The organism is Nocardioides sp. WJ219, from assembly GCF_058559815.1.
Window position 1 is genome coordinate 71,031 of sequence record NZ_JBZUJV010000006.1, and the last position, 12,216, is coordinate 83,246.

A 12,216-nucleotide genomic window follows, 5' to 3' on the forward strand; every position below is an offset into this window, starting at 1 on the left:
CCCCCTGGGGCCCCCGAGACCCCCTAGACCGCGACCCGCCCGGTGATCGGCGGCAGGTCGGCGAGCGTGACGATGCCGGGGCGGGCGGCGACGACCGCCGGCACGGCGTTGGTGACGGGCATCGCGGTGTAGATCATGCCCAGGTCCATGACGCCCTCGTCCCAGTCCCGGGGCGGCAGGCAGTGGATGACCGTGCGCATGTTGGGCACGCCGAAGACCTGGACCACATGGCCGTGCGCGAGCGGCTTCGGCGGTACGACGTGCTGGCCCATCGTCCAGTTGAACCCGACGCTGACGACGTTGCGGTCACCGACCCAGCCGCGGTGGTAGCCCATCACGCCGGCGACGGTGCCGGCCGGGATCGTCATGAAGCCGAGGTCGGAGTCGCCGGTGGCGGCGGTGAACTCGACGTCGAAGGTGGTCCGGTCGAGCGTGACGCCGAGCGCGTCGGCCATCATCGCCGCCGACTCGGCGAACACCTCGCTCTCGCGGCGCACCGACTCGGCGAGCCCGGGTGTCGCCGGGTCCTGGGAGAACCCCATCGCGACCTGGGTGCCGGCCGACTCGTACGTCGAGCAGTCGACCGACTCGGTGATCCGGATCTCCTCGACCCGCTCGCACGACCCGCTCAGCACCATCCCGACCAGGTTGGTCATGCCGGGGTGCGCCCCCGACCCGAAGATCGAGGACCGCCCGGTCTCGCAGGCCCGCTCGATGCGGGCGCGGTCCTCCGGCGCCTGCTTGCCCCCGGTGATCCACGCGGCGCTGGTGCACACGTTGACCCCGTTCTCGAGCAGGGTCACCAGCTCCTCGACCGAGGGCCACAACGGGTTGTAGCAGCAGGCGTCGGGCCGCAGCGCGAGCAGCGCGGCGACGTCGGCGGTGGCGACGACGCCGGTCGGGGTGTCGAGCCCGCACAGCTCGGCGGCGTCCTTGCCGACCTTGTCGGCGCCGTGCGCGTAGACGCCGACCAGCTCGAGGTCCGGCCGGGCGATGATCGCGGCGAGCGAGCGGCGTCCGATGTTGCCGGTGGTCCACTGGATCACGCGCAGGGTCATGCCCGGAGGTTAGAACGTGTTCTAGTTTCGCTCAAACCTCTGGGCCGGACGCCGCTCGCGGCTAGCCGGTGTACGGCGGCCGCGGCGGCTCCTGCCGCAGCGGCTGGGTCTCCGGCGGCGCCTGGTACGACGGCGCACCCGGCGCACCCGCGCCGGGTCCGTCCGTCGGGTGGATCGCGGTGTCGTCGCGCGTGTCGTCGCGCTCGCTGCGGGCGCGCAGGCCGATCGCGACGAGCACCAGGCCGCCGAGCAGGCCGACGGCCAGGCCCCACCAGCTCGGGTGCTCGATCGCCAGCACCGCGATGGCGGCGGGCAGCACGACGGCGGTCATCGCGACCACCAGCACCTTGAAGCCGGGGGCGTCGGTCAGGTAGCCGGCGACGAGCCACACCGCCACCAGCACGGCGGCGAGGGCGAGGGTCACCCAGACGTCGTTGTCGTACTCGTTGTTGGAGCCGACGCCGACGGCGGAGGCGTCGCCGGTCATGTCGCCGGACATGTCGGCGAAGAAGGCACCGAACAGGGCGGCGACCCCGATCGCGGTCATGATGCCGGCGTAGGCGAGCACCGCGAAGGCCCCGACGGCCACCCCGACCACGACCCGGGCCGGGCGCAGCACCCAGGCGGCCGCGGTCACCAGCAGCACGAAGACCAAGACCGCGACGGCAAAGGTGATGAAGCCGTTGTCCTCGGCCGCCTCGAAGTCGACCAGGTCGCTGAACGCCTCGCCGTAGAGCAGGAACAGGCCGACCACCGCGGCCACCACGGGCGGGGCGCTGGGCGCCAGCACGTAACCGGCCGCGCCCAGGGCCACGACGACGGCACCGGCGAGGTAGACCGTCACGTCGGCGTCGTCGAGGGCGATGATGACCATCAGCCCGGCACCGACGGCGCCGAAGGCCATCGGCCACGAGATCAGGTCGTGGCGGGCACCGTCGTGCCGGACCAGCGCGCGGGCGGCGAGGCCGACGAGCAGGAGGCCGAGGGTGGCGGCGATGCCGACGCCGTAGTTGGACCAGTCGAGGTCGCCGTCCTTGCGGCTGTTGACGGTCGAGATGACGACGGCGGCGCTGAGCAGCGCGACGCCGAGGGCGATCGCGACGCTGTCGCGCCGCCGTCGGGAGGGCCGGGCCACCGGCACGGCCGCGGTCGCCGGAGCGGGCGGGTGGTGGGGGTAGGGGGTGGGAGCAGTGGTCATGGGCGGACTGTAGGGCGATGTCAGCGCCAGCGAGGCAATACCTCCGCCGCGACGGTGTGCAGGACGTCCTCGGTGCCCTGGTACGGCGAGTCGGGGCGCGGCCAGTGCGTCACCAGGTCGGTGAACCCGAGCTCGGCGGCCCGCCCGGCCACCTCCTCGAAGAACGCGACGCTGGTCAGCGCGAAGCGGCCGGTGCCCTCGCGGTAGGGAGCCGAGTCGGTGAGCAGGTAGCGCGGCAGGGGTCCGCGCCCCGACGCGGCGAGCGCCTCCTCGAAGGTCGCGGCCGACGTCGCGAGCCCGGCGAACCACTCCTCGACGGTCTCCACGGTCGGCCCGGTGGTCACCCAGCCGTCGCCGGTGGCCGCGGCGAAGCGCAGCGAGCGCGGGCCGTTGGCCGCCACCAGCAGCGGCGTGCGCCGCAGCGGCGGGAGCGTGCGCGCGTCGCTGGTCGAGAACCACCGCCCGGCGCTGGTCACGTGGTCGCCGTCGCGCAGGTCGACGAGCAGCCGGACGAGCTCCTGGAACCGGTCGACCCGCTCCCGCACGCTGAGCGCCTCCTCGCCGAGGACCTCGGCGTCGAGGTTGCCGCCGGTGCCGACGCCGAGCAGGAACCGACCGTCGCTGAGGTCCTCCAGCGCCTGGGCGTCGCGGAAGAGCAGGTAGGGGTGACGGAAGTTGGGCGAGGCGACGAGGGTGCCGAGCCCGATCGTCTGGGTGACCTCGGCGGCCGCGCCGAGCACCGGGGTCGCCGTGGTCCACGGCGCGTCGGGCAGCCCGCCCCAGACCAGGTGGTCGTAGGTCCAGGCGTGGTCGAACCCCATCTCCTCCGCCGCCTGCCACCGCGGCCGGGCCTCGGTCCAGGGGAGGTCGGTCAGCAGCGTGATCCCGAAGCGCATGCCGCGAGCCTAGGCCCGCCCAGGGCTCAGCCGAGACCGAGGACCAGCGGCAGCACCCGGGCGGCGCCACGCGAGCGGAGCGCGACGGCGGCCCGGGTGAGGGTCCAGCCGGTGACGACCTGGTCGTCGACGAGGAGCACGGTGGTCCCGTCGACGGGGTCGTCGAGCTCGAGGGAGAAGCGCCGTCCGACGGCGGCGACCCGCTGGGCCGAGTTCATCTGGCCGCGGCCGGGCTCGACCTCGGGGTCGACCACGGCGTAGCGACCCAGCACCGGCTTCCTCAGGAACCGCGACAGGTTGGCCGCCAGGTCGTCGGTGAGGGCCGGGCGGCGGACGGACTCGACGACGACGATGCCGTCGACCTGGGGCCGCCAGTCCATCAGCACCTCGACCAGCGCGCGGGCCAGGCCGGGCGGCACCGGAGAGTCGCCGGCGCCGTCGCGGAACAGGTCGCGCAGCGCCTGGCCGTGACCGAGGTCGGTGAGCCGGGCCACGGCCCGGCCCTCCTCGGCGCCCTCCTTGATCTTGCCGGTGAGGTCGATGCCGATCGACTTCAGCCCGGTGGGCCACATCTTGCGCGGCTCGACGGGGGTGCCGGGACGGGCCAACCGCTCCTCGGCCTCGGACACCGCCGCCTCGGAGACCGTGGTGTCGAGGACCATGCCGCCGCAGTTGTCGCAGCGCCCGCAGTCGGTGGCGTCGGGGTCGTCGAGCTGCTCGCGCAGGTAGCGCATCCGGCAGACGTCGGTGGCGAGGTAGTCGAGCATCGCCTGCTGCTCGCGCTCTCGGGCCTCACGCACCCGGCGGTAGCGCTCCTCGTCGTAGGTCCAGTCGCGGCCGGTGGCCTCCCACCCGCCGCGGACCCGGCGTACGGCGCCGTCGACGTCGAGCACCTTGAGCATCTGCTCGAGCCGGGTGCGGCTCAGCTCGACCCGCGTCTCGAGGGTGGCGGTCGACATCGACCTGCCCTCGTCGGTGAGCACCTGGAGGGTCTGGCGCACCAGCGGCTCGGGCGGGAACGACAGCGAGCCGAAGTAGGCCCAGATGTCGCGGTCCTCCAGCGCCGGCAGCAGGACGACGGCCGCGCCCGGGTCGGCGGGCACGCCGCGGCCGGCGCGGCCGACCTGCTGGTAGTAGGCCACCGGCGACTGCGGCGCCCCGAGGTTGACCACGAAGCCGAGGGTGGCGTCGAAGCCCATGCCGAGCGCGCTGGTGGCGATCAGGGCCTTGACCCGCCCGGAGATGAGCGCCTCCTCGAGGGCGAGGCGCTCGGTGGTCTCGGTCTGGCCGGAGTAGGCCGCCACCTCGTGTCCGCGCGAGCGGAGGTAGTCGGCGACCTCGTGGGTGGCCGCGACGGTGAGGCAGTAGACGATGCCCGACCCGGGCTGCTCGGCCAGGTGGTCGGCGAGCCACGCCAGGCGCTGCTGGGCCGTCTTCAGCCGGACGACGCCGAGGCGCAGGGACTCGCGGTCGAGCGAGCCGCGCAGCACCAGGGTGTCGGTGCCGAGCTGCTCGGCGACGTCGGCGGTGACGCGGGCGTTGGCGGTGGCGGTGGTCGCCAGCACCGGGATGCCGTCGGGCAGGTCGCCGAGCAGCGTGCGGATGCGGCGGTAGTCGGGGCGGAAGTCGTGGCCCCAGTCGCTGATGCAGTGGGCCTCGTCGACCACGAGCAGCCCGCAGGTGGCCGCGAGCCGCGGCAGCACCTCGTCGCGGAACCCGGGGTTGTTGAGCCGCTCGGGGCTGACCAGGAGGACGTCGACCTCGCCGGCGGCGATGGCCTGGTGGGTCTCGTCCCACTGCTCGAGGTTGGTCGAGTTGATCGTCACCGCGCGGATCCCGGCGCGCTCGGCGGCCGCGATCTGGTTGCGCATCAGCGCCAGCAGCGGCGAGACGATGACCGTGGGGCCGGCCCCCTGGGTGCGCAGCAGCAGGGTGGCGACGAAGTAGACCGCCGACTTGCCCCAGCCGGTCTTCTGCACCACCAGGGCCCGGCGCCGCCCGGCCGCGAGCGCCTCGATCGCCGTCCACTGGTCGTCCCGCAGGACGGCGTCGTCACGACCGACGAGCGCACGCAGGTGGGCCTCGGCGGCGTCGCGGGTCGTGCCGGCGGTCAGGTCGGGCGCGGTGGTCGGGGACATGCCGCCTGTCTACCAGCGGGCCCCGACAGGCCGGCACGTCCTCCACAGGCCGGCGCCCGCGCCGGTTCCACAGGATTCCCAGAGGATTCCGAAAGGGCGGTCGCGCACAGTGTCGGCATGCGCCAGACCACGCCCTCCCGCTCCTCCGTGACCCTCCACGAGCTGCCCGCTCCCGCGCCCGCCGCGCCGCTGCGCACCGACGCCCCGACCTCGCTCCCCGAGCGCGAGCACGTGGTCTTCGTGACCAACGCCGTCCGCCGCCGCGGCGGCCTGCGCACCCGCGCCGAGCAGCACGCCGGCCAGCACCGCCCCGTGCTGGCCGTCGTCGTGCGCTGACCCGCTCAGGCGGCGGGGCCGCGCCGGCGTACGTCGGCGACCGACTCGATCGCGGTGCGCAGCTCGGCGAGCCAGTCGTCCTCGTGCTGGGCCACCAGGCGCACGCACCACCCGAGCGCGTCGGACCTCGAGCGCGCCACGCCGGCCTCGACGAGCGTGTCGAGGACGATGCGCTGCGGCTGCTTGAGGCGGGTCATCACCGGGACCGACGCGTGCGTCCACAGCTCCTCGTGCCCCTCGTCGTCGGTGCCGACGACGACGCCCCACGACACCGTGCGCTCGAAGCGCCGCTCGGCCTCGCGCGCGATGGCGATCCGGGCGTCCCGGGTGTCCTCGCGGAACGCCTTGGCCCGGCCCGCCCGCGCTGCCGACCGCTCGACGTCCGACACCCCGTCGTCGAGGTCGACGTCGCCGATGCCGAGCACGACGGTGACCTCCTCGCGGTCGACCGTGACCCGGGGCGGGGTCGCCACCCAGGCCTCGGGGAGCCGACCCGTGAACCAGCCCCGTACTCGCTCTACCGTCTCGTCCGTTGTCATGATTACATGATTACACGCACCCCCTAGGAGGACCGATGGCCGTGGACGAGCCCGACCTGCCGACCCTGCACGAGTGGGCCGGCGGCGACACCGCCGTACGCCGGCTCATCGACGCGTTCTACGACCGCGTCGAGCGCGACGAGCTGCTCACCGGGTTCTTCCCGGGCGGGGTGACCGAGCACCACCGCGAGCGGGTGGCCGCGTGGTGGTGCGAGGTGCTCGGCGGCGCGACCGCCTACACCGACCGGATGGGCGGCTACCCCACCATGCTCGACCACCACCGCGGCCTCGCGATCACGCCGGAGCAGCGGCACCGGTTCGTGGCCACGATGAGCCTCGCGGCCGACGACGCCGGGCTGCCGGACGACCCGGAGTTCCGCGCTGCCGTCCTCGGCTACGTCGAGTGGGGCACGCGCCTGGCCATGGGCAACTCCCAGCCGGGCGCGCCGGTGGTCACCGCCGCGCCCGTGCCTCGCTGGGGGTGGGGCGTCGCCCCGCCCTGGCAGGGCTGAGCCGACGCGTCACGCCAGGAGCGTCGCCGCGCGCTCGCGCCAGAGCGCTGCCGCCGGGGCGATCATCGCCCGCACGGTCTTGCCGTCGACGAACTCGCCGAGCGCGGACATCTCCCAGGCAGACGCCCTGCGGAAGACGACGCACATCAGCACGCCCGTGCGCGCCTGCGCGCCACCGAGGTCGAAGCGCACCAGCTCGGCCCCCGAGGTCCCGTCGACCAGCCGGCAGAAGGCGCTCTTGACCGCGTCGAAGGTCTGGCCCTGGAAGGAGTTGACGGTGAAGAACAGGGCCGCGACGTCGGCCGGCAGCGCGCCGAGGTCGACCCGGATCTGCTCGTCGTCGCCCGCACCGGCCCCGGTCAGGTTGTCGCCCGAGTGCCGGATCGCGCCCTTGAACGCCTTCTTGCCCATGAACCACACCGTGTCGAGCTTGCGGCCGTCGGCCGCCAGGGCGATGCAGGAGGCGTCGAGGTCGATGGAGCGCCTCCCGGCCACCGGGTCCCACCCGAGGCCCATCACGACCTGGGTCAGCGGGGGTGCGCCCTGCTTGGTCAGCGACACGGTCTGGCCCTTGCGCAGCGAGACCCCGCCCTTGTCGAGGGTGAGCTTCTGCGCCGACGGCGCGGACGGCGGCGGGGGCGGTGGGGGCGGCGGCGGCGGAGTCAGGGACCCCGGCGCGGGGGACGGCGGAGGCGGCGGAGGCGGCGGAGGCGTGCCCGGCTCCTCGGCGACGCTGATCCCGAAGTCCGTGGCGATGCCCGCGAGCCCCGAGGCCCAGCCCTGACCGACCGCGCGGACCTTCCAGCCGTCCTGGCGGCGGTAGACCTCGACGAGCTTGACCGCCGTCTCGCCGCCGAGGCCCTCGACGTCGTACGTCGCCCGGTCGCCCGGACCGCTCAGCGTGACCACGACCGGGCCGACGTCGCCGAAGGTGGCCGGCGCGCCGGTGGCACCGTCGACGCTCGCCACCACCACGACCCGCTCGACGTCGGCGGGGACCGCGGCCGGGTCGACGATCACGACGGCGCCCCGGAGGCTGACCCCGGGACCCGTCGGCTGGTTGTAGAAGACGAAGTCGGCGTCGTCGCGCACGCGGCCCGCGGCCGTGACGAGCAGCGCCGAGACGTCCAGGCCGGCCGCCCCCACCGACACCTCGACCGGCCCGCCGCTCAGCGGTGCGTTGGTGCCCTTCGCGAGTGCCGTCATCGGGGGACGCTCACCAGGACGGGCGGTTGAGCGCGGCCGCCTGGCTGCGCCACAGCTGCCCGGCGGCGCCGACCATGTCCTTGACGGTGCGGCCGTCCTGGAAGATCCCGACGCCGGTCATCGCCCAGCCCGGGCCGCTGCGGTGCACCATCGCCATCATCACGCCGGTGCTGGGGGCGCTGGTGCCGAGGTCGAAGCGCACCAGCTCGGACCGGCTGCCGTCGTCGACGAGCCGGCACCAGGCGTTGCGCACGTCGGTGAACCGGTGCCCGGAGTAGGAGTTGACGCTGAAGACCAGCGCCTCGACGTCGCGCGGGAGGGCCTGCAGGTCGACGAAGATCAGCTCGTCGTCGCCGCCGCCGTGACCCGTCGTGTCGTCGCCGGAGTGCCGGATCGCGCCGCGGAACTCCGACTTGTCGTTGTACCAGCAGATCCCGCGCTTGCTGCCGCCCGACCCGAGCGCGATGCACGAGGCGTCGAGGTCGATCCGGCCGTAGCCCGGCGACGGGTCCCAGCCGAGGCCCATGATCACCCGCTGCAGGTAGGGCGTGCCGCCGCGGGCGAGGTTGACGGTCTGGTCCTTGCGCAGGTTCACCGTGCCGTGGTCGAGCGTGTACGCCGCGGGCGCGGCCGGCGGCGCCTGGCCGTAGCCGGGCTGCGGGTGGCCCGGCTGCTGCCCGTACGCCGGCTGGCCCTGCGGCGGCTGCCCGTAGGCCGGCTGGGGCGCCTGGCCGTAGCCCGGCGGCGGTCCGGCGGGCGGCGGGGCGCCGTGGCTCGGCGCGGCCGGCGGCTGGAAGAACCCGGGGGCCGGCGCCGGGGCTGCCGGCGGGGCCTGCGGGACGTGCGGCTGGTGCGGGGCCGGCTGGTGCGGGGCCGGCGGGGCACCGTAGCCCGGCTGCGGCTGGCCGAACCCGCCCTGCTGGGGCTGGCCGAAGCCCCCGGCCGGCGCGGCGGGAGGGGCCGCGGGCGGGGCGGCCGGCGGCGCGGCCGGCGGCGCGGCTGGCGCGGGCGGCGGCGTACCGGGAGCGCCCGCGGGCGGCGGTGCCGCGTCGCCCAGCACGCTGACGCCGAAGTCGGTGGCGATGCCGGCCAGGCCGCTCGACCAGCCCTGGCCCACGCCGCGGACCTTCCACTCGCCCGTCGGGCGGCGGTAGAGCTCGACCAGCATCACCGCGGTCTCGGCGCCGAGGCCGTCGGGCGCGAACTGCACGACGTCCTGGCCGCCGGCGGAGACGGCGGTGACCACCAGCCCGACCGCGCCGAACGTCGACGGCGTACCGGGGGTGGCGTCGACGCTGGCGACCACCACCACCTTCTCGACGTCGGGCGGCACCTGGGCGGGGTCCACCTCGATGCCACCGCGGTCGAGCCGGACGCCGGGCGCGGCCGGCTGGTTGAAGAACACGAAGTCGGCGTCGGAGCGGACCCGGTCGGCAGCGGTGACCAGCAGCGCCGAGAGGTCGAGCGGGGCGCCGGCGCGCACCTCGACCCGCAGCGGGGCGTGGGGCAACGGGGCGTTGGCGCCCTTGCTGAGCTGGGTGACCATGGGGAAACTCCTCTTCTCGGACTACCAGATCCGGACGCGGTCGGCGGGGTCGAGCCAGAGGCCGTCGCCCTCCGTGGTGGCGAAGACCTCGTGGAACTCGTCGAGGTTGCGCACGATGTTGGCACGGAACTCCGGCGGGCTGTGCGGGTCGATGGTGAGGAACTGCTGCTCCTGCTCGGGCCGCCGCTTGGTGCGCCACACGAAGGCCCAGTTCAGGAACAGCGTCTCGCGTCCCTGCTGCGTGACCTCGGCGCCGTGCCGGGCGCGGTTGATCGCGTAGGCCTTGAGCGCGATGGTCAGCCCGCCGAGGTCGCCGATGTTCTCGCCGACGGTGAGCGAGCCGTTGACCTTCTCGCCCGGCAGCGCCCGCGGCTCGAACCCGTCGTACTGCTCGACCAGCGCCTTCGACTTCAGCTCGAACGCCGACTTGTCGGCCGGGGTCCACCAGTCGTTGAGGTTGCCCTGGCCGTCGTACTGCGCGCCCTGGTCGTCGAACCCGTGGCCGACCTCGTGGCCGATGACCGCGCCGATGCCGCCGTAGTTCTCGGCGGGGTCGGCGTCGGGGGCGAAGAACGGCTTCTGCAGGATGCCGGCCGGGAAGCAGATCTCGTTGGTGCCGGGGTTGTAGTAGGCGTTGACGGTCTGCGGCAGCATGAACCATTCGTCGCGGTCGACCGGCGAGCCGATCTTGGCCAGCTGGCGGTCGGTCTCGAACGCCGAGGCGCGGTGCACGTTGCCGAGCAGGTCGCCGCGGTCGACCGTCAGCGCGGAGTAGTCGCGGAACCGGTCGGGGTAGCCGATCTTGGGCCGGAACGTCGCCAGCTTGTCGTAGGCCCGCTCCTTGGTGGCGTCGGTCATCCAGTCGAGCTGCTCGATGGAGGAGCGGTAGGCCGCCAGCAGGTCGTCGACCAGCTCGTCCATCAGCGCCTTGGAGGTCGGCGGGAAGTGGCGCGCGACGTACTCCTTGCCGACGGCCTCGCCGATCGCGCCCTCGACGAAGCCGACCCCGCGCTTCCACCGCGCCCGCAGCTCGGGGGTGCCGTTGAGGGTGCGGCCGTAGAAGTCGAAGTTGGCCTCGACGAAGTCGTCGGTGAGGTACGCCGCCGCCGAGCGCAGCACGTGGCTGAGCAGCCAGGCCTTCCAGTCCTCGATCGGCACCTCGTCGAGCACCGTGGAGAGGTGGGAGAAGAACGACGGCTGCCGCACCACGACCTCGGCGATGGTCTCCCGGGTGCCGCCGAGGTTGCGGGCGTAGGCGTCCCAGTCGAAGCTCGGGCAGAGCGCCACGAGCTCGTCGTAGGTCATCAGGTTGTAGGTCTTCTGCACGTCGCGGGTCTCGGCGCGCTCCCAGTGGCCGGCCGCGATCCTGGTGTCGATCTCGAGGATCGTGGCGGCCGCGGCCGGGGCGTCCTCGTGCCGGCCGAGGGTGAGCAGCCGGACCAGGTAGTCGACGTACGCCGCGCGCTTGTCGGCGAACTTCTCGTCGCGGTAGTAGGACTCGTCGGGCAGCCCGAGCCCGCCCTGGAACAGGTTGACGACGTAGCGGTCGGAGTCCTTGTCGTCGTTGTCGATGTAGGACCCGAACAGGCCGTGCCCGCCGATCCGCTCGAGCTCGCCGAGGAACGCCGCCAGGTCGCGCACGTCGCGCAGCGCACCGACCGCGTCGAGGACCGGGCGCAGCGACTCGGTGCCGCGCGCCGCGATCGCGTCGGTGTCCATGAAGGAGGCGAAGAGATCACCGATCTTGCGGGCGTCGTCGGGGTCGGACCCGGTCGACGGGTCGGCCGCCAGGGACTCGATGATCTCGCGCACGTGGGCCTCGGCCGCGTCGGCCAGCTGCACGAACGGTCCCCAGCTCGAGCGGTCGCTGGGGATCTCCACGGTCTCCAGCCAACGTCCGTTGACGTGGCCGAACAGGTCGTCCTGGGGGCGGGTGCCGAGGTCCATGCCCTCGCGGGCGTCGTCAAGGATGCTCACGTCGGCGACAGTATCCGCACGACCCGCGCGCACCTACCGTCCAGGGTATGGCCGGTGGCGGGTCGACGCGCAGGGCCGACGCCGGTCAGGGGGTGTGGCGGCCGAGCTCCGCGTCCAGCCGGTCGCGCCAGTCTGCGTCCGCCAGCCCACCGTTCACGAGCACGTCGCGCCAGTCGAGAGCGGCGAGGCGGGCCTGGACCCGGAGCTCGTCGAGGTCCCCGTGCGCGGCGACGACGACCGCCGCCTGCACGCGTTCGGAGTCGGCGGCACCCGAGACCAGCCGTCGGGCCTCGTCGAGATCCGAACCGACGTGCTCGCGCTCGATGCGTCGGTCCAGTCGGCCCGAGATGGTGCTCACCTGCGCGCTCCCCGATTCCCGCGTGGGCCGGCACCCAGCGCTCGCACCGCCACGCCGGTGAGCGTCGCGGCCGCGACCACCAGCAGCCCGACGACGATCTCGGCACCCACGGCGTTGCCGCGCAGCCGGTCGCCGACCAGGGACATCACGACCGCGACGGCGAGGGTGCCCATGGCCAGGGCGACGAAGGTCAGGCCGACGACCGCTAGCGGGTGACGCGCCGGTGCGACAGGCCCGGCGGCGGGCTCCGCCGGGTCCTCGACCCCGCGGAGGACGTCGACCAGCGCATAGAGGCCGCACCCGCTGCACAGCGCCAGCACCGCGACGCCGCCGACGTCGGTGGCGTTGCCGGTGGCCAGCATGGCCACGAGGACGACGGCCGGCACGGCCGCCACCAGCCCCGCCACCGTCAGGGCGACCAGGCCCCGGGGGTGGTTCGGACCGAGCACGAT

Annotated in this window: 12 protein-coding genes; 2 read left to right on the forward strand and 10 right to left on the reverse strand. The window is 74.1% G+C overall.

Annotation, left to right across the window (positions count from 1 at the left end; translation table 11 throughout):
* Positions 1–23: 23 nt before the first annotated feature.
* The 4 genes from AC4MBH_RS15185 to AC4MBH_RS15200 all read right to left on the reverse strand — a co-directional run bounded on the left by AC4MBH_RS15185 (position 24) and on the right by AC4MBH_RS15200 (position 5,290).
* The gene (locus AC4MBH_RS15185) at positions 24–1,058 is read right to left on the reverse strand and encodes an NAD(P)H-dependent amine dehydrogenase family protein (protein WP_491795751.1); all 1,035 of its coding nucleotides are present in this window, start codon (positions 1,056–1,058) and stop codon (positions 24–26) included.
* 61 nt (positions 1,059–1,119) lie between these two features.
* Positions 1,120–2,256, reverse strand: a complete 1,137-nt coding sequence (locus tag AC4MBH_RS15190) for a hypothetical protein (protein ID WP_491795752.1) — start codon at positions 2,254–2,256, stop codon at positions 1,120–1,122.
* 20 nt (positions 2,257–2,276) lie between these two features.
* Complete coding sequence (locus AC4MBH_RS15195) at positions 2,277–3,152, reverse strand: LLM class flavin-dependent oxidoreductase (protein ID WP_491795753.1); 876 nt, start codon at positions 3,150–3,152, stop codon at positions 2,277–2,279.
* 26 nt (positions 3,153–3,178) lie between these two features.
* Positions 3,179–5,290, reverse strand: coding sequence for a RecQ family ATP-dependent DNA helicase (locus AC4MBH_RS15200; RefSeq protein WP_491795754.1), 2,112 nt, complete (start codon positions 5,288–5,290; stop codon positions 3,179–3,181).
* 117 nt (positions 5,291–5,407) lie between these two features.
* Here AC4MBH_RS15200 and AC4MBH_RS15205 point away from each other — a divergent pair, with 117 nt between their 5' ends.
* Entirely contained in the window at positions 5,408–5,626 is a 219-nt protein-coding gene (locus AC4MBH_RS15205; protein WP_491795755.1) for a hypothetical protein, read from the forward strand.
* A 5-nt stretch (positions 5,627–5,631) separates the two neighbouring features.
* On the opposite strand, the gene abmR is transcribed toward AC4MBH_RS15205, so the two are convergent.
* A complete protein-coding gene (abmR, locus tag AC4MBH_RS15210) occupies positions 5,632–6,165 on the reverse strand; it encodes an ATP-binding transcription factor AbmR (protein ID WP_491795756.1) in 534 nt (177 codons plus the stop codon).
* A gap of 35 nt (positions 6,166–6,200) precedes the next feature.
* Here abmR and AC4MBH_RS15215 point away from each other — a divergent pair, with 35 nt between their 5' ends.
* Positions 6,201–6,677 (forward strand): group II truncated hemoglobin, encoded by a 477-nt coding sequence (locus AC4MBH_RS15215; protein WP_491795757.1) that lies wholly within the window; start codon positions 6,201–6,203, stop codon positions 6,675–6,677.
* 9 nt (positions 6,678–6,686) lie between these two features.
* Here AC4MBH_RS15215 and AC4MBH_RS15220 read toward each other — a convergent pair whose 3' ends face one another.
* The 5 genes from AC4MBH_RS15220 to AC4MBH_RS15240 form a co-directional block, all read right to left on the reverse strand.
* A complete protein-coding gene (locus tag AC4MBH_RS15220; protein WP_491795758.1) occupies positions 6,687–7,883 on the reverse strand; it encodes a TerD family protein in 1,197 nt (398 codons plus the stop codon).
* Between the two features lie 10 nt (positions 7,884–7,893).
* Positions 7,894–9,429 carry a TerD family protein gene (locus AC4MBH_RS15225; RefSeq protein WP_491795759.1) on the reverse strand — a complete coding sequence of 512 codons (1,536 nt, stop codon included), beginning with the start codon at positions 9,427–9,429 and terminating at the stop codon, positions 7,894–7,896.
* Positions 9,430–9,450: 21 nt separating this feature from the next.
* Positions 9,451–11,406 (reverse strand): M13 family metallopeptidase, encoded by a 1,956-nt coding sequence (locus AC4MBH_RS15230; protein WP_491795760.1) that lies wholly within the window; start codon positions 11,404–11,406, stop codon positions 9,451–9,453.
* A gap of 85 nt (positions 11,407–11,491) precedes the next feature.
* The gene (locus AC4MBH_RS15235) at positions 11,492–11,764 is read right to left on the reverse strand and encodes a hypothetical protein (RefSeq protein ID WP_491795761.1); all 273 of its coding nucleotides are present in this window, start codon (positions 11,762–11,764) and stop codon (positions 11,492–11,494) included.
* The gene (locus AC4MBH_RS15240; protein ID WP_491795762.1) at positions 11,761–12,213 is read right to left on the reverse strand and encodes a hypothetical protein; all 453 of its coding nucleotides are present in this window, start codon (positions 12,211–12,213) and stop codon (positions 11,761–11,763) included. Before AC4MBH_RS15240 ends, AC4MBH_RS15235 begins: the two co-directional genes overlap by 4 nt.
* Positions 12,214–12,216: the final 3 nt, after the last annotated feature.

What these genes read in the sequence shown, in the direction of transcription:
- AC4MBH_RS15195 (WP_491795753.1), bottom strand. Translation starts at nt 3,152, where the DNA reads ATGCGCTTCGGGATCACGCTGCTGACCGACCTCCCCTGGACCGAGGCC.
- AC4MBH_RS15190 (WP_491795752.1), bottom strand. Translation starts at nt 2,256, where the DNA reads ATGACCACTGCTCCCACCCCCTACCCCCACCACCCGCCCGCTCCGGCG.
- AC4MBH_RS15205 (WP_491795755.1), top strand. Translation starts at nt 5,408, where the DNA reads ATGCGCCAGACCACGCCCTCCCGCTCCTCCGTGACCCTCCACGAGCTG.
- AC4MBH_RS15185 (WP_491795751.1), bottom strand. Translation starts at nt 1,058, where the DNA reads ATGACCCTGCGCGTGATCCAGTGGACCACCGGCAACATCGGACGCCGC.
- AC4MBH_RS15225 (WP_491795759.1), bottom strand. Translation starts at nt 9,429, where the DNA reads ATGGTCACCCAGCTCAGCAAGGGCGCCAACGCCCCGTTGCCCCACGCC.
- AC4MBH_RS15200 (WP_491795754.1), bottom strand. Translation starts at nt 5,290, where the DNA reads ATGTCCCCGACCACCGCGCCCGACCTGACCGCCGGCACGACCCGCGAC.
- AC4MBH_RS15215 (WP_491795757.1), top strand. Translation starts at nt 6,201, where the DNA reads ATGGCCGTGGACGAGCCCGACCTGCCGACCCTGCACGAGTGGGCCGGC.
- abmR (WP_491795756.1), bottom strand. Translation starts at nt 6,165, where the DNA reads ATGACAACGGACGAGACGGTAGAGCGAGTACGGGGCTGGTTCACGGGT.
- AC4MBH_RS15220 (WP_491795758.1), bottom strand. Translation starts at nt 7,883, where the DNA reads ATGACGGCACTCGCGAAGGGCACCAACGCACCGCTGAGCGGCGGGCCG.